The organism is Roseicella frigidaeris, assembly GCF_003258945.1.
GTDB lineage: Bacteria > Pseudomonadota > Alphaproteobacteria > Acetobacterales > Acetobacteraceae > Paracraurococcus > Paracraurococcus frigidaeris.
Genome location: NZ_QLIX01000001.1, coordinates 379,153 through 395,007, shown reverse-complemented (window position 1 = coordinate 395,007; position 15,855 = coordinate 379,153). Strand labels below are relative to the sequence as shown.

18 protein-coding genes are annotated in these 15,855 nt (G+C 75.4%); 1 reads left to right on the top strand and 17 read right to left on the bottom strand.

Features of this window, described 5'->3' with window-relative positions; translation table 11 throughout:
• Nucleotides 1–98 precede the first annotated feature (98 nt).
• The 12 genes from DOO78_RS01810 to DOO78_RS01755 all read right to left on the bottom strand — a co-directional run bounded on the left by DOO78_RS01810 (nt 99) and on the right by DOO78_RS01755 (nt 10,801).
• Complete coding sequence (locus DOO78_RS01810) at nt 99–1,124, bottom strand: amino acid ABC transporter substrate-binding protein (RefSeq protein WP_111468003.1); 1,026 nt, start codon at nt 1,122–1,124, stop codon at nt 99–101.
• Between the two features lie 171 nt (nt 1,125–1,295).
• Nucleotides 1,296–1,589 (bottom strand): hypothetical protein, encoded by a 294-nt coding sequence (locus DOO78_RS01805; RefSeq protein WP_111468002.1) that lies wholly within the window; start codon nt 1,587–1,589, stop codon nt 1,296–1,298.
• A complete protein-coding gene (locus tag DOO78_RS01800) occupies nt 1,586–1,819 on the bottom strand; it encodes a hypothetical protein (protein WP_111468001.1) in 234 nt (77 codons plus the stop codon). The genes DOO78_RS01805 and DOO78_RS01800 overlap by 4 nt, the downstream gene beginning before the upstream one ends.
• Nucleotides 1,807–2,385, bottom strand: a complete 579-nt coding sequence (locus tag DOO78_RS01795) for a TetR/AcrR family transcriptional regulator (protein WP_111468000.1) — start codon at nt 2,383–2,385, stop codon at nt 1,807–1,809. Before DOO78_RS01795 ends, DOO78_RS01800 begins: the two co-directional genes overlap by 13 nt.
• Nucleotides 2,386–2,449: 64 nt before the next feature.
• On the bottom strand, nt 2,450–2,701 hold the full coding sequence (locus DOO78_RS01790; protein ID WP_111467999.1) for a hypothetical protein: 252 nt from the start codon (nt 2,699–2,701) through the stop codon (nt 2,450–2,452).
• Between the two features lie 302 nt (nt 2,702–3,003).
• A complete protein-coding gene (locus DOO78_RS01785; RefSeq protein ID WP_111467998.1) occupies nt 3,004–3,885 on the bottom strand; it encodes a lysophospholipid acyltransferase family protein in 882 nt (293 codons plus the stop codon).
• 40 nt (nt 3,886–3,925) lie between these two features.
• On the bottom strand, nt 3,926–4,915 hold the full coding sequence (lpxK, locus tag DOO78_RS01780; RefSeq protein WP_111467997.1) for a tetraacyldisaccharide 4'-kinase: 990 nt from the start codon (nt 4,913–4,915) through the stop codon (nt 3,926–3,928).
• Nucleotides 4,916–5,023: 108 nt separating this feature from the next.
• Nucleotides 5,024–6,424, bottom strand: a complete 1,401-nt coding sequence (locus DOO78_RS01775; protein WP_111467996.1) for a 3-deoxy-D-manno-octulosonic acid transferase — start codon at nt 6,422–6,424, stop codon at nt 5,024–5,026.
• Nucleotides 6,421–7,143: a lysophospholipid acyltransferase family protein gene (locus DOO78_RS01770; RefSeq protein WP_111467995.1), complete on the bottom strand. Its 723-nt coding sequence runs from the start codon at nt 7,141–7,143 to the stop codon at nt 6,421–6,423. Before DOO78_RS01770 ends, DOO78_RS01775 begins: the two co-directional genes overlap by 4 nt.
• A gap of 291 nt (nt 7,144–7,434) precedes the next feature.
• Nucleotides 7,435–8,679, bottom strand: coding sequence for a hypothetical protein (locus DOO78_RS28355; RefSeq protein WP_165838670.1), 1,245 nt, complete (start codon nt 8,677–8,679; stop codon nt 7,435–7,437).
• Between the two features lie 242 nt (nt 8,680–8,921).
• Nucleotides 8,922–9,980 (bottom strand): glycosyltransferase family 4 protein, encoded by a 1,059-nt coding sequence (locus DOO78_RS01760; protein ID WP_408887553.1) that lies wholly within the window; start codon nt 9,978–9,980, stop codon nt 8,922–8,924.
• A gap of 11 nt (nt 9,981–9,991) precedes the next feature.
• Nucleotides 9,992–10,801 (bottom strand): UDP-2,3-diacylglucosamine diphosphatase, encoded by an 810-nt coding sequence (locus tag DOO78_RS01755; RefSeq protein ID WP_111467993.1) that lies wholly within the window; start codon nt 10,799–10,801, stop codon nt 9,992–9,994.
• A 267-nt stretch (nt 10,802–11,068) separates the two neighbouring features.
• Here DOO78_RS01755 and DOO78_RS01750 point away from each other — a divergent pair, with 267 nt between their 5' ends.
• Complete coding sequence (locus DOO78_RS01750) at nt 11,069–11,974, top strand: diacylglycerol/lipid kinase family protein (RefSeq protein WP_111467992.1); 906 nt, start codon at nt 11,069–11,071, stop codon at nt 11,972–11,974.
• Nucleotides 11,975–12,032: 58 nt separating this feature from the next.
• Here DOO78_RS01750 and DOO78_RS01745 read toward each other — a convergent pair whose 3' ends face one another.
• The 5 genes from DOO78_RS01745 to DOO78_RS01725 form a co-directional block, all read right to left on the bottom strand.
• Nucleotides 12,033–12,314: a hypothetical protein gene (locus tag DOO78_RS01745; protein ID WP_207802757.1), complete on the bottom strand. Its 282-nt coding sequence runs from the start codon at nt 12,312–12,314 to the stop codon at nt 12,033–12,035.
• 202 nt (nt 12,315–12,516) lie between these two features.
• Complete coding sequence (locus DOO78_RS01740; RefSeq protein WP_111467990.1) at nt 12,517–12,699, bottom strand: hypothetical protein; 183 nt, start codon at nt 12,697–12,699, stop codon at nt 12,517–12,519.
• A 192-nt stretch (nt 12,700–12,891) separates the two neighbouring features.
• Nucleotides 12,892–13,902 (bottom strand): Tim44 domain-containing protein, encoded by a 1,011-nt coding sequence (locus DOO78_RS01735; protein ID WP_111467989.1) that lies wholly within the window; start codon nt 13,900–13,902, stop codon nt 12,892–12,894.
• A gap of 97 nt (nt 13,903–13,999) precedes the next feature.
• A complete protein-coding gene (locus DOO78_RS01730) occupies nt 14,000–14,407 on the bottom strand; it encodes a hypothetical protein (RefSeq protein WP_111467988.1) in 408 nt (135 codons plus the stop codon).
• 85 nt (nt 14,408–14,492) lie between these two features.
• Nucleotides 14,493–15,821: a TldD/PmbA family protein gene (locus tag DOO78_RS01725; protein WP_111467987.1), complete on the bottom strand. Its 1,329-nt coding sequence runs from the start codon at nt 15,819–15,821 to the stop codon at nt 14,493–14,495.
• Nucleotides 15,822–15,855: the final 34 nt, after the last annotated feature.

The window sequence follows — 15,855 nt, the reverse complement described above, 5'->3', positions numbered from 1 at the left end:
GCCGGGATCGGGGCGCCCCTGTCGGGATTGCGGCCGGCAGATCGGTGGCGGGCGAAGCGGTCGCGGCGTCACCCGAGGGCCGCGCCCCGCCCACCTCCTCAGCGCATCGGCAAGGCGTAGAGCAAGCCGCCGCGGGTCCAGATCTCGTTCGGGCCGCGCGGCAGGCCGACCGCGGTGTCGGGGCCCATGCTGCGGTCGTACATCTCGCCGTAATTGCCCAGCGCCCGGATGGCGTTGAAGGCCCAGGCGCGGTCGAGGCGGAGGGATTCGCCCAGTTCCGGCGTCACGCCCAGCAGGCGGCGGGTGTTCGGGTTGGTGGAGGTCCGGCGCATCTCCTCGGCATTCGCCCGGGTGATGCCCTGCTCCTCCGCCTCGATCATGGCATAGGTGTACCAGCGCACCACGTCGAACCACTGCGCGTCGTCGCGGCGGACATAGGCGCCGTATGGCTCCTTGCTGAAGCGCTCGGGCAGGATCAGCCATTCCTTCGGGTCGGGCAGCGTCGCCCGGGTGCCGGCGAGCTGCGAGGCATCGGTGCCGAAGGCGTCGCAGCGCCCGGCCTGCAGCGCCGCCGCCGCCTGGTCGGTGCGGTCGAAGACCAGCGGCTTGAAGGGCGTGTTGATGCTGCGGAAGTAATCCGCCGTCACCTGCTCGTTGGTCGTGCCCTGGATCAGGCAGATGGTGGCGTCGCGCAGATCCGCCGCCTTCTGCACGCCGGAGGCGCGGCGCACCATGAAGCCGTGGCCGTCGTAGAAATAGGTGACGGCATGGCGCAGGCCGAGCGTGGTGTCGCGCAGCATGGTCTGGGTGCTGGTGCGGAACAGCACGTCCACCTCGCCGGTGCCGAGGGCGGTGAAGCGGGTGGAGGAGGAGACCGGCACCAGCCGCAGCTTCACCGGGTCGTTGAAGATGGCGGTGGCGAGGCCGCGACAGAGATCGATGTCCAGCCCCTGCCAGACGCCCTTGCTGTCCGGCAGGGCGAAGCCGGCGATGCCGGTGTTGATGCCGCAGATGAGCTGCCCGCGCGCCTTGATCGCCTCCAGCGTCTGTTGCGCGGAGGCGATGCCGGCGGTGAGCAGCGCACCGGCGAGCGACGCCGCGGCGAGCAGGCCACGTCCCAGCATGAGTCCCGGCTCCTTATGTGCGATGCGGCCGCCAGGATCCCTGCTCGCTCAGCAGGCTGTCAACGCCGCCTCGGCCCGAAACGGCGGCAGCGGGACGCCCCCTGACCAAGGGATCGGCAGGAACCGCCCATTCCGGGGGCGCTTCTGGCGGAACGATCCGCCAGGGCCGGATCAGGGCAGCGCCAGGGCGACGGCGCTGCGCAGGCCGGCGACGAGCGTCGAGGCATGGTCCAGCACCACGCCGACCAGCAGGCCGCCGAGGACCACCGAGAACAGCGGCGTGCGGGCGGCCCGCAGCCATCGGCGCAGGCAGCCGGCCGCCGACGGCGGATCGGCCGGGGGAGCGGCGGCGGGGCCGGGCGGCGCCTCGCCCGTCAGCTCCGGCGCCCAGGGCAGCAGCCCCGTCGCCGGCAGGGCGGCCGGCCGGCCGGCCGATGCGCGCTCCAGGGAGGCCGGCGCGGTCATTCGATCCGCATCCGGGCGAGCAGCGACGGGTCGAGGGTCGCGGCGAATTCCGCCTCGTCCAGGATGTCGCGCGCCAGCAGCGCCGCCTCGGCCGGATCGCCGCATTCGAAGAACTGGCTGAGGGCGCCCAGCATCCGGGGCGCGTCCGGGCGCGCCTGGGTGGCGGCGATGGCGGCGCCGGCCAGCATCAGGGCGGTGCCGGCGGCGGCGAGGAGGGTCAGCAGGCGCATGACGGCGGCTCCAGCAGGCGGGCGAGGGCGGCGTGCAGGTCGCGGCGCTCCTGCTCCGTCGGCGTGTAGAGGCCGAAGAGCCGCGCCATGAAGATCCCGTCCCCGGCCGCCATGATCGCGTGGCCATGGCCGGGCGGCAGGCCATCGGCCGCCACCGCCGCGCGCATCCGCGTCACCACGGCACGGATCGGCCCGAGCAGGGCGGGGTCGTGGTGGAAGGCGGCGAGGAAGACGGCGGCAGCCCGGTCGCAGCGCTCATGCACCCGCTCCGGCGTCAGCGCGAAGGCCCAGGCCATCATGGCGCGGGCGACGCGGCCGGGCCCCTCGGGCTGGCTGGCGACCGTCGCCTCGAAATCATGCTGCATCCATTCCGCCATGCGGCCGAGCAGCCCGGTCAGCAGCGCCTCCTTGGAGGCGAAGTGATAGAGCAGCCCGCCCTTGGAGACGCCCGCCCCGCGCGCCGCCGCCTCGAGCGTCAGGGCGCTGACGCCGCGGCTGCGGACGATCGCCTCCGCGGCATCGAGGATGCGGGTGCGGGAATCGGTGCTGGGCAGGCCGTCGGGCATGGGGAGGACACTATACCGACCGGACGGTCTGTCAACCGTCCAGCCGGTACAGTAGGCCAGGGGATCACCAACGGGGCGGGTGCCGGTAGGGCGGGGTCGGTGGATGCGCCGGCCAGGCCTGGCGCGGCGGCATGCGCATCCGGTCCCGATGCCAGGCCCGTTCGTGGGCCCGGCTCCGCTCGATCCAGGCGCGCCGCGCCTCGCGGGCCCGCCAGTCATGGCCCGGTCCGCCGCCCCAGCCGCCATGCGCCGAGGCGGCGCCGGCGAGCAGCGGCAGGGAGGCGAGGGCGGCGAGAAGGGCGGCACGGAACCGCATGCTGGTCTCCTCCAGAAGCAGGTGGCGACGGCGGCGATCCTGGCCGGGCAGCAGGGCGGCGATGGGGCGCGGCGATGGCGGCGCGGGGCGATCCGGTGGCGAAATGCGGCGGCGCGCGCCCGCTGGTCGCGGGACCAGCCTCCCGACGATGCCACGCCGCCCGGGCGGGCGCGGCCTCATGCCAGGCGCACGACGTGCTGGCCTGCGGCCCGCAGGGCCGAGCGCCCGAATGGGCGCCGCGCGTCGCGCCTTTTGGCGCGCCTGTGAGGGCGCAGGAGGGTGAAACCGTCCGGCGCCCGGCCTCAGCCGCCCGCCGGCCTCGCCTTCGGCCAGCGGCGGTGCAGCCAGAGCCACTCCTCCGGCCGCTCGCGGATCCAGGCCGAGAGCCGGTCGTTGATCGCCAGGGTCATCGCCCGGATCGCCGCCTGCCGGTCGGCCAGCTCCGGCAGGGACAGGGGCGGGTCGACCGCCAGGCGGAAGCGGCAGGGCCCCAGCCGTTGCACGCGCCCGGGGATGACCGGGCACCGGAAGCGGAGCGCGAGCTGCGCCGGGGCCGGCGCCGTCATGGCGAGATGCCCGAGCAGCGGCACGGCGATGCCGTCGTTCAGCTTCTGGTCCGCCAGCATCCCGAGCACGCCGCCCCCTGCCAGGAATTTCAGCGCCGCCCGCGCCCCCTGCGCCCCCTTCGGGAAGAGCGGCAGGGGCTCGCCCGCCACGGCATGGGCGCGCAGCCCGTTCACCAGCGCATCCACCGCCCGGTTGTCGGCGGCGCGGTAGACGCTGCCCACGCGGATGCCGAGCCCTGCGAGCGCCGGCGGGATCACCTCCCAATTCGCCAGATGGGCGGAGACCAGGATCGCCGGCCCGCCGCCGGCGGCGATCGGCGCTAGATGCTCGGCCCCGGCGAACTCCCAGCGCATGGCCGAGAGATGCGGCAGCTCGGCGACGGTGCGGCCGAGATTCGCCCACATGCCCCGCAGGATACGGCGGTGCTCCGCCGCGCCGCGCTCCGGCAGGGCCAGGGCCAGGTTGTCGAGGGCAACGCGCGAGACCGGCAGCCGCGGCCCCAGCCAGCCCGCGACCGCGGCCCCCAGATCCGAGGCCCGCTCCGGCCCCAGCCAGCGCGCCAGCCGGAACACCAGCGCCACCGCCGCGCGTTCCAGCGCATGCCGCAGCGACCTCATGCCGCCGGCCCGGGCGGATGCGGCCTCCCCCGACACGCGCTCAGGCCGGCACCGGCACCCGCTGCGCCAGCGGGTCGAGCAGCGCCTCGATCGAGGCCGGCTCCTCCCAGTCCAGCTCCACCGTCACCACCGTCACCCGGTTGCGATAGGCCGGCGGGATGCGGACGAAGTCCTTGCGCGTCGTCACCGGGATGGCGCGCAGTCGCTCCGCCTCGGCGAGGATCTCGCGCAGCTCCGCCTCGTCATAGGGGTAGTGGTCGGCGAAGGGCATGCGGCCGGCCAGCACCGCGCCCGCCTCCTGCAGCGTGGCGAAGAATTTGCGCGGATTGGCGATGCCGCAGAAGGCATAGACCGGCTGGCCGGCGAGCAGCTCCGCCTCCGGCCCCGGCTTCAACCGCGCCCGCAGCACCGGCAGGCGCGGCGGCAGCCGGGCCAGAGCGCCGGTCTCGTCCTCGCCGATCAGCACCACGGCGCGGCAGCGCGCGGCGGCGGCCTCGGGCGGCTCGCGCAGCGGCCCGGCCGGGATGATGCGGCCATTGCCGAAGCCATAGGGCCCATCGACGATGAGCAGCGAAAGGTCCTTCGCCAGGGTCGGGTTCTGCAGCCCGTCATCCATGACGATGCACTGCGCCCCGGCCGCCACTGCGGCCCGCGCCCCGGCGGCCCGGTCGGCCGAGATCCAGGCCGGCCGCTCGGCGGCGAGCAGCAGCGCCTCGTCGCCCACCGCCTGGCTGTCATGCGCCTGCGGATCGACCCGCACCGGCCCTTTCAGCGTGCCGCCATAGCCGCGCAGCAGGAAATGCAGGCCGACGCCGCGGCGGGCCAGGCGCCGGCCGAGATCGAGCGCGACCGTGGTCTTGCCGGCGCCGCCGGCCGTCGCGTTGCCGCAGCAGAGCACCGGCACGGGCGCGGTCCAGCCAGGCCGCCGCATGCGCCGCGCGGTCGCCGCGCCATAGAGCGCCGCGATCGGGGAGAGCAGCAGGGGCAGCAGCCCATGGCCGTCTCCGGTCCAGAAGTCTGGGGCACGCATCAGGCCTCGATCAGCCTCCTCCTGTCGCCGGGCCGGTGCGTCCCGGCTCCGGCCGCCAGCGCATGGCCCCGCTCCGGCAGCGGCGCCCGGCATCGCACCGCCATGGCCTCAACGCAGCCCACGGCCCGGCGCCGCCATCGGTTCGGCGAGATCGGGCGCCGGGCGTCCCGCCACCGCCCCGGCCGCGGGCAGGAGCCCCGTCAGCAATTCCGCGAGACGCGCCGGCAGGCCGGCTTCCGGCGCCAGCGCCGCGGCCGCCGCCTGCGCCATGGCCCGCCCGCGGGCGGGATCGGATAGCACGGCCCCGGCGGCGGCGGCCAGCGCCGCCGGATCGGGCGCCACCCGCTCTGCCCCGCCGGCGGCGAGCAGCCGCGCCACCACCTCGGTGAAATTCCAGGTATGCGGGCCCAGCAAGATCGGGCAGCCGAGCCGCGCCGGCTCGCGCGGGTTCTGCCCGCCATGCGGCACCAGCGAGCCGCCGACCAGGCAGACCCCGGCCAGGCGGTAGAACAGGCCGAGCTCGCCCAGGGTGTCGGCGAGGTAGAAGGCCGTCTCCGGCCCCGGCAGCGCGCCCGCGGCGCGGCGTGCGATGGCCGCGCCCGGCCGCGCTGCGGCGAGCTCGGCGGCGATGGCCGCGCCGCGCTCCGGATGCCGCGGGACGAGGATGGTCAGCAGGCCGGGATGCGCGGCGAGGAGGCGCGCCTGCGCCGCCGCCACCAGCGCCTCCTCCCCCGGCTGGGTGCTGGCGGCGAGGAGGACGGGCCGCTCGCCGATCGCCGCGCGCAGCGCCGCCAGCGCCGCCGGCTCGGCCGGCAGCGGCGGCGCCGCGTCCTTCAGGTTGCCGAGGCAGCGCACCTCCGGCGCGCCGCAGCCCCGCAGCCGTGCCGCATCCCCCTCGGTCTGCGCGGTGACGAGGCGGAAGGCGCCGAGAAGCTGCCGCGCCAGGCCCGGCGCCAGCCGCCAGTGCCGCGCCGAGCGGGGGCTGAAGCGGGCATTGACCAGCGCCAGCGGCAGGCCGCGCGCCCTGGCGGCGGCGATCAGGTTCGGCCAGAGCTCGGATTCGACCAGCACGCCGCAATCCGGCCGCCAGCCATCGAGGAAACGGGCCACCCAGCCCGGCACGTCGAGCGGCACGAAGCGGTGCAGCAGCCGCCCCTCCAGCGCATCGGGCAGGCGCTGCCGCAGCACGCCGGCGGCGGTGACGGTGCCGGTGGTGACCAGCAGGTGCAGCTCCGGCGCCGCGCGCGCCAGGGCCTCCAGCAGCGGCACCACGGAGAGGGTCTCGCCGACGCTCGCGGCATGCAGCCAGAGCAGCCGGCCGGCGGGCCGCGCCGCCCCCTCCCCCCGCCGCTCGGCCAGCCGCGCCGCGATCTCCTTGCCGCGGCGGGCGCGGCGGCGGAGATGCCAGCCGAGTGCCGGCACCGCCAGCCGGGCGCCCAGCCGCCAGAGGGCCAGGGCGGGGCTGGCGATGCGGGCGGGGGCGAGGCCGGCCCCGGCGCGCCGGCTCATGCCAGCGCCGCCCGGGCCGCGCCCGGCGCGGCGGCCCAGGCATCGGCCTCGGCGCAGGCGGCGCTGAGCGCGGCCTCGATCGCCGGCAGGGCGGCGAGCGGGTCGGCGCGATCCACCGGCACCGCAGGCCGCACCACCAGCACGCCGCGGGCGAAGGGCAGCGGCAGCACCATGCGGTCCCAGCTCGGCAACACCCGGACCCGGGTGGTGCGGGCGGCGCAGGGCAGCACCGGCAGGCCGGAGACGGCGGCGAGCTGGGCGACGCCCGGCGCCGCCACCCGCCGCGGCCCACGCGGCCCGTCCGGGGTGATCACCACCATCTCCCGCTGCGCCAGCAGCCGCAGCAGCGTCCGCATGCCGGTGGCGCCGCCGCGGCGGGTGGAGGCGTGCACCATCTCGAGCTCGAAGCGGCGCACCACCTCGCCGATGAAGCGGCCATCGCGGTGGCGGGAGACGAGGACATGCGCCCGCCGCCCCGCCAGCTCCGGCAGCAGGCCCCGGGCCCGCTGCCAGAGCATGGGCATCATCGGCAGCCGCTCGTGCCAGAAGGCGGCGATGACGGTGCGCGGGGCGCCCTCGGCGTCGCGGAAGGCGGCGCGCATGGCCTCCTCCCCCACCAGGGTCCAGCGCGTGGTGCGGTAGACGCAGGCGAGATAGAGGCCGAGCGCCCGGGCAAAGAGGGCCTGCACGGGTGCGGAGCGGATCAGCCGCCGGAACATGGATGCGCGCGCATGACGGATGGCGGCGGGTAGCACGGGCGGGCGGCGGGGAACAGCGCCGGTCCCCGGCCCGCGATTCCCCGGCGCATCCCCGCCCGGCCCGGCGCTTCCGCCGGACCGGCCCGCGGCCCCGGGCGCGCCTCACCGTCCAGCGTGCCGAGCGGCGCACCGCGCCGGAGCGGGAAAGCGGACGGGCAGACCGGGCGCCTCACCGGGCGCCTCCGGGGTCCGCCTTGCCGGCGACCGGTCACCGCCCCGGATGGAGGAATGCCCCGGTGGCTCGACCGCCTGCTACGCCAACCACAGCCCATCGGCCGAGAGACTGGCCGTCGCATGCGTCGCCAGCGCCGCCCAATCCACGCTGTCCGGATCGTTCGCCGCCGAGGGCGGCTCCAGTTCGAACACGATGGAACCGTTCACGGCATAGGGATAGGCGGCGAAGGTCACGTGCTGCGCGCCATCGATGACGTAGGAGCCACCGGCGCCGCCGCCACCGCCAACATTCTGCACCGCCGCTCCGCCGCCGCCGCCGTCATACCCGCCGCCGCCACCGCCGCCGCCCAGGTAACCGCCGCCGCCGCCGCCACCGAAGCCGCCATGCCCGCCATTGCCGCCGCCGCCGGCACCGCCGGCGAGCTTGCTGGCAAACGAGTCGCCGCCATGGCCTGCGTTGCCCACCTCATCGCCGTTGCCGCCATCGGTCAGGAAGCCGGCGCCGCCGCCGCCGGCATACCCATCGCCGCTGCCCTTGGGGTGACCGGCTTCACCGCCCTTGCCATCGCTGCCGGGCGCGCCGCCGGCCACGGACTCGCCCGGAACGAAAGACGCGGACTTGCCGGCCGTTGCGGCCTGGCTGGCCGAGACGCCCAGGCTCTGCGCCTCGTCGCCGCCAACCGCGCCACCGCCCCCGCCCCCTGCGACCAGCAGCAGCTCGCCGCCCGACGTCACGACGAACGTGCCGCCCCCGCCGCCTGCCGGGCCGATCGAATCGGAGGAGTCGCCGCCCCTGCCGCCCACGGCGATGGTCAAGACCTCTCCCGCGGTCAGGCTCAGCAGCCCCTGCACCATGGCACCGCCGCCGCCGGCTGCCTCGTCGCTGCTCTCGCCCGATCCCGCATTGCCGGTTCCGCCCCCGGCGCCCAGCGCGGTGAAGGCGTAGCTGCCGGTCTCCGGCACGGTGAAGGTCTGGAAGCCGCCGGTATAGACGAAGCCGAACACCGAGCCCGGATCGCCACCGCCCAGGTCGCCACCGCCCGCATCGTCGCACCGCCCGCCATGGTCGGCCTGGTCCGAGGCGCCATGCCCCCCATGCGCCGGGGCTCCGTAGTGCCCATCGGCCAATGCCCAGTAGCGGAAGCCGAACATCGAGGCCGAATCGCCGCCGCCCGTATCGTCGCACCGCCCGCCATGGTCGGCCTGGGCCGAGGCACCATGCCCCCCATGCGCCGGGGCTCCGTAGTGCCCATCGGCCAAGGCCCAGCGGCCGGCATGCCATAGCTGCGACGCGGCTTCGTGGAATGGCCCGGTCCGGTTCATCGCCGCGTCCCTTCCGCTTTGCACACCGCCTGCCACGTGCCCCACCGCAAGCGCGCCGGCATCCTCCGCCCGACGCGGAAGGATTGAAAGATCGAACAGTCTCGCGGCGGCGCTCCATGCCGGAACCGTTCCGAGGCAGCCTGCGGAGCATCCTTGCCCGTTCGCGTGCTTCCCCTCGGCCGGAATCCGCCCAGGCCACCATCCCACGATCTGGCGCTTTGCCTTTTCGCGCGGGTCGCGCCCTACCCCATCGGCACCAGTTGCCGGCGGAAATCGGCGGCGCAGGCGGCCCAGGAATAGCGCTCGGCATGCCGCCGGCAGGCGCCCCGGTCGCAATCGAGCGCCGCCAGCGCGGCGCGGCGCAGATCCTCATCCACCACCCCGGCGCCGGAGCCGGGGATGACGTCGCGCGGCCCGGTCACCGGATAGGCCGCGACCGGCGTGCCGCAGGCCATCGCCTCCAGCATCACCAGCCCGAAGGTGTCGGTGCGGGAGGGAAAGACGAAGACATCGGCGCCGGCATAGGCCCGGGCCAGCGCCTCGCCCTGTCGCCAGCCGGCGAAATGCGCCGCCGGGAAGCGTCGTGCCAGGGCCTCGCGCTGCGGCCCGTCGCCGACCACCACCTTCGAGCCCGGCAGGTCGAGGGCGAGGAAGGCCTCGATGTTCTTCTCCACCGCCACCCGCCCGGCATAGAGGAAGATCGGCCGCGGCAGCCCCCATTCCTCGCGCGGCGCGGGGCGGAAGAGGTCGAGATCGACGCCGCGGGTCCAGGGCCGCACCCGGGTGAAGCCGCGCGCCGCCAGCTCCGTGCGCAGCGAGGGGGTGGCGGCGAAGGTGCCGCGCCCGGCCTCGTGGAAATGCCGCAGCACCGCCCAGGCGAAGCGCGGCGGCAGGCCGGTGCGGGCCGCCAGGTAATCCGGGAATTTGGTGTGGAAGCTGGTGGTGAAGGGCCAGCCGCGGCGGCGGCAGAGCCGGCGCATCGCCCAGCCCAGCGGCCCCTCCGTGGCGATGTGGACGGCGCTCGGGCGGAAGGCGTCGACCATGGCGGCGAGCCCGCGGCGCGGCCGCAGCGCCAGGCGGATCTCAGGATAGCTCGGCAGCGGCAGGGTGCGGAAGCGGTCCGGCCCGATCACCTCCACCGCATCGCCGCGCCCGCGCAGCTCGCCCGCGATGGTGGCCAGGGTGCGCACCACGCCGTTCACCTGCGGATGCCAGGCATCGGTGACGATCAGCAGCCGCAGCGCCTCGGCCTCGCCGAGCCCCGTCGCCGCGCCCGCGGGCGCGGCCGCATCGAGCAGCATCGGCCGGCGGGTCAGGCGGCGGCGATGGCCGGGCGCGCGGCCCCCGGCCAGAAGGAAAGGCGGTTCTCGCGCGCCCAGTCGACCAGCTCGAAGCGGCCATCGGCATGCTCGACCAGCGCGGTGCAGCTCTCCACCCAGTCGCCGTCGTTCATGTAGAGCACGCCCTGCACCCGCCGCATCTCGGCATGGTGGATATGGCCGCAGACCACGCCGTCGAGGCCGCGCCGCTTCGCCTCGTTCGCCAGCGCGATCTCGAAGCGGTCGATCGCCTTCACCGCCTCCTTCACCTGGCGCTTCAGCCATTGCGAGAGCGACCAGTAGGGGTAGCCGAGGCGCCGGCGGGCGGCGTTGAACAAGCGGTTCAGGGTGAGCGCCCCGTCATAGGCCCGGTCGCCGAGATGGGCGAGCACCTTGGCGTAGCGGATGACGCCGTCGAACTCGTCGCCATGGATGATGAGGTAGCGCCGGCCATCGGCGGCCTCGTGCACCGCCTCGCGCAGCATGCGCACGCCGGCCACCTCGAAGCCGAGGCCGAGCCAGCCGCGGAACATCTCGTCGTGGTTGCCGGGGATGTAGGTGACCTCCACGCCGCGCCGCGCCATGCGCAGGATCTGCCGCAGCACCTCGTCGAACTCCTCCGTCCAGTACCAGGATTTCCGCAGGCGCCAGCCATCGACGATGTCGCCGACGAGGAAGAGCCGCTCGCATTCGGTGCGGCGGAGGAAATCGAGCAGGAAATCCGCGCGGCAGCCGCGGGTGCCGAGATGCACGTCCGAGAGGAAGATCGTGCGGTAGCGGCGTCGGGTCTCGGTCGTCTGCATCGCACCTGCCTTCGGCGCTCCCCGGCCCGGGGGACGCTCGCGCCCCGGCAGTAGACCGGGCCGTGCAACAGGGCGGTGACGCTTCCATGACGCGCCCGGGAAAGGCGCCCCGCCCCGGCGAATGTCATGGCCCGGACACGCGATTGTCGCGCGCCTGTCTCCCGAACCTCGCTACAGCGGCGCGCGCCCCGGCCGGGCGGGCCTCCCGGCGCCGGATCGCCGGCCAGCCCGGCGGCGCCGGCCGCCACGCAGCACCGGGACGCCAGCATGCTCATCCTGTTCAACCCCGCGGCCGGGACGCGCCGGCGCCGGCGCCTGGTCCGCGCCCTCGCCGCCCTGGCGCGCGCCGGCCTGCCGGCGGAGGTGGCCGAGACCCGGCATCCCGGCCATGCCACGGTGCTGGCGCGGGCGGCGGCGGCGGCGGGCACGCCGCTCGTCGTCGCGGCCGGCGGCGACGGCACCATCGCGGAGGTGGCGGCCGGCCTCGCCGGCGGCGCCTCGCGGCTCGGCATCCTGCCCTTCGGCACTGCCAATGTTCTGGCCTGGGAGCTGGGGCTGCCGCTGCGGCCGGATGCCGCCGCCGTCATCCTCGCCGAGGGCAGGCCGCGCCTGCTGCGCCCGGGCCTCGCCCGCTTCGCCGATGGCCGGGAGCGGCTCTTCGTGCAGATGCTCGGCGCCGGCTTCGACGCCGCGGTGGTGCAGGGACTCGATCTCGGGCTGAAGCGGCGGCTCGGCCGCGGCGCCTATGTGCTGCAGGCGCTGCGCGAGCTGCCGCGGTACCGGCATCCGCGCTTCCTCGCCGAGCTGGATGGCGAGCCGGTCGAGGTGGCGGGCGCCATCGTCAGCAAGGGGCGGCTCTATGCCGGGCGGCACCTGCTGGCGCCGATGGCGCGGCCGGGCGCGGCCGGCTTCCAGGTGGCGCTGTTCCGGCGGGGCGGGGCGCTGCGGGCGGCGCTGTATGGCGCCGCCCTGCCGCTCGACCTGCTGCCGCGGCTGCCGGGGGTGGAGCTGCGGCCGGCGCGGCGCATCCTGCTGCGGGGCGAGGCGGTGCCGGCGCAGGCGGATGGCGACCCCGCCGGGACCCTGCCGGTGACGATCGAGGATGCGCCGGGGCCGATCGCCGTGATGCTCCCGGCGACGGATCGGGCGGGCCTCGCCATCCCACCTCCCTGACGCCTGTCGGTGAGGCCGCTTCACCCGTTCGCGGGTGTCCACTCGAACGGGATCTGCCCTAGGCGTCCCGCGCCTGCCGCATGGCGGCCTGCGCCTTGTCGGCGACGGCATCGTCCACCGTGGCCGAGACCCGGATCCGGCCATGGGTCGGGCTCGCCGCCTCGTCGCCCGTCGCATCGTCCCGATCGGCGCCCGAGGGCCGCGTGCCGGCGGTGTTGTCCTCGCCGACCGTCGTGACCGTCACGGCGGAGCGGTCGAGCTTGTATTCCTGCACCAGCCGTTCCACGGCCAGCTCGGCCTCGCGTCGGACGTCGAACTCGGCGGAAATGGTTCGAGGCAACGATTCCTCCCTCATCCAGCGAATGCGCTTCAACGGGCGCCGCCGTCCGGGCGTTGCGCCGATGCCGCATCGCAGCATGGAAATAGCGCCGTTGGAGCGTGATCGCTGAGGGGGAATGGACGCGCTTGGCGCGTGCCATGGCCGATCCGGTCAGGGAGGCGCGGAGTCGCCGCCGGCAAGGAGCCGGTCACGGGGCATGGCCTCAGCCGGCGCGGCGGAGCGCCAGGACGGCCGCGGCGAGGCCGCTGACCAGGGAGACGGCACCGAAGGCCGGTGCGGCCAGCAGCGCGCCCGAGGCCAGCGCCGCCGCCGGCACGAGCGCCAGGGCAACCATGGTCAGCCCGGCGACGGCAGCGAGAACAGCGAGGAAGCACAGGGCGACCATACAGCGAGGACCTCCTGGAATTTGGGCCGGCGGCAGCGCTCTGCCACGATCATGCCATGATTTGGCCTCTCTCCACCACAATTGCGACCGCGCCGCCCCAGCCAAGGGCTGGAACGGCGCAAATGTGACCAAAACGCGGCAACAGCGGCGATATCAGGCGGCGGGAGCGCCGGGGGCAGGCCCCCGGGCCGGTCAGCCCGTCTGCTGGATGGCCGAGAGCATCCAGGGGCCACCCGGGCTGCGGGTGAAGGTCCAGAGCTCCGTCACCGTCTGGCGGCGGTTGAGGTCGCCTTCCACCACCGCGCCGTCGCTGATCCGGCGGGTGACGTCGATCTGCGAGAAGCGCATGGCGACCGTGGCGTAGTCGCGGCCGCCCTCCCGCCAGGCCTCGGCGAGGTCGCCCTTCTCCAGCACCGTGTCGCGCGTCTCGTTGCGCCAGCCGCGGCGGGCGAGATCGGCGAGGTCGTTGCCGAAGAACTGCATCATCTCCGGCGTGGCGACGGCGCGCATCGCCCGCTCATCCTGCCGCGACCAGGCCTCGTTCACGGTCTTCAGCGTGGCCTCGAAGGCCTGGAAATCGGCCGGGGTGAGCTGGAGCGGCTGCCCGGCCGGGGCGCCGCCGCCGCTGCCGCCGCCATAGCCCGGGCGCGGCGGATGGCCGATCCGGTCGCCCGGCCCCTGCCCGGGGCCCTGGGCCTGGCGCGCCATGCCGCCCGGGGCACCGGCCCCCGCATAGGCCGGCTGCTGCCGCCGCCGGATCGCGTTCAGCACGAAGCGCGCGATCAGCACGATGATGGCGATCTGCAGCAGGAAGCCGAGGAAGCTGCCGAAGCCGGTGAAGCCGCCGAACAGCCCATGGCCGAAGAGCAGGCCGCCGAGGCCGGTGCCGATCAGGCCGCCGAGCAGCCCGGCCATGAAGGGCGAGCGCGAGAACAGGCCGCCCGCCGCGCCCGGCTGGCCGATCGGCGGCCGGCTGTAGGGCGCCTGGCCCAGGCTGCCGCCCGGGCGCGAAGGCTCGGTCCAGCTCCGGTCCATCTGCCGGGCGGTGCCGGGGGCGGTGCCGGTGGACGGCGGCGCGCTCCAGGTGCGCGAGCCGCGGCTGCCCATGGAACTGCCGCCGCCCGGCCGCGCATCCGCGAGCGCCGGCGCCAGCGCGAGGGCCGCGGCGGCGAAGGCCGCGAGCAGGAAGGCAGGACGGCGCATGGTCTGAGGTCTCTCCGGCAATGTCTTTCTTGGTTGCAATATAGGAAATCCAGGCGCGATTGCGACGGGTCTCCCCCAGCCCCTCGCAGCCCTCCCCTCAGCCCTGCCGCAGCGAGGCCAGGGTGGTCTCCTTCTCGGCCTCGCTCAGCGGCACCATCTGCGCCCAGACCGCGGCCGCCCAGGCATGCGCCGCGCGGGAGAGGCGGGCGAGATCATGCTCGTCGAGGCTCGCCACATAGGTGCCGATGCGCTCGGCCTCGTCCTCCCAGCCGGCGGCGATGTCGACCACCACGGCCATCGCCTGCATCGCCGCATCGTCCAGGTCGCCCTCGGTGAAGGCGCCCATCTCCACGAGCTCCGGCACCTGGTGCGCGGTGACGATGGCGAGCGCCGCCACCTCGCGCAGCGGCAGCGCCGCCTTGGTATCCGCCACCAGCTCGGCCAGCGCGGCAATCGCCTCGCGCTCCATGTGCTCGCGCGACTTGCGCCAGTCCTGGATCGCCATCGCACCCCCTCCCCTGGCCGCAGCCATCATGCCTCCCCGCGGCGCGCCGGCCCCGGCAGGCCCGCCGCGGTCACGTGGGCGCCCCTCACGCCCCCGCCATGGTCAGCCCCTCGACCCGCACCGTCGGGCTGTCGGTGCCGCGACGGAATTCCAGGTCGTCCGCCGGCGTCAGATGCAGCAGCATCTCCCGCAGGTTGCCGGCGATGGTGATCTCGCTCACCGGCTCGGCCAGCGCCCCGTCGCGGATCAGGAAGCCGGCGGCGCCGCGGCTGTAGTCGCCGGTGATGCCGTTCACCCCGCTGCCGATCAGCTCGGTTACGTAGAGGCCGAGGCGGATATCGGCCATCAGCGCCGCCGGGCTCGCCGCGCCGGGCTCCAGCCAGAGATTGGTGGTGCCCGGCGAGGGCGGGCTGTGGGTGCCGCGGCTGGCATGGCCGGTGGAGGCCAGGCCGAGCTGGCGGGCGCTGCGCCAGTCGAGCACCCAGCTCGTCAGCACCCCGTCCTCGACGATGGCCCGGCGCATGCCCTGCATCCCCTCGCCGTCGAAGGGGCGGCTGCGGCGGCCACGGTGCCGCACCGGGTCGTCCACCACCGTCAGCCCGGACGCCATCACCCGCTGGCCGAGCCGGTCGCGCAGGAAGGAGGTGCCGCGCGCCACCGCCGCGCCGTTGATCGCCGCGGCGAGATGCCCGAGCAGCGAGGTGGCGACCCGCGGCGCATAGACCACCGGCAGGCGGGCGGTCTTCGGCCGCACCGGGTTGAGGCGGGCCACCGCCTGCTGCCCGGCGCGGCGGCCGAGCAGGCTGGCCTCCTCCAGATCGGCGAGGTGCACGGCGCTGGCATAGTCGTAGTCCCGCTCCATGCCGGTGCCCTGGCCGGCGAGGGCGGTGACGGAGACGGAGTGGCTGGTGCGGACATAGTCGCCGGCGAAGCCGTTGCTGGCGGCCAGCGCGATGGTGTGCCGGGCCCAGCCGGCCTCGGCGCCCTCCGAATTGCTCACGCCGGCGACCGCGAGCGCCGCATCCTCGGCGGCGGCGGCGCGGGCGATCAGCGCCGCGGCATCGGGCTCGGCGGCATCGGCGAGGTCGAGATCGACCGCGACCAGCCCGTCCGGCGCCTCCGCCAGCCCGGCGAAGGGGTCCTCCGGCACCACGCGCGCCATGGCGACCGCCCGCTCGGCGAGGGCGGCGAAGCCGGAGGGCGCGGGATCGGTCGTGGAGACGATGGCCTGGCGGCGGCCGAGGAAGACGCGGAGCCCGAGGTCGAAGCCCTCCGCCCGCTCGAGCTGCTCGACCTTGCCGAGGCGGCGGGCGACGGAGAGCGAGGCGCTGCCGACCAGGATGGCGTCGGCGGCATCCGCCCCGGCCTTGCGGGCGGCGGCGACGAGGTCCTGCAGAGTGGCGAGCTGGCTCATCGGGGTCTCCTGAAGGCCCGGCCGGCGGCCGGCA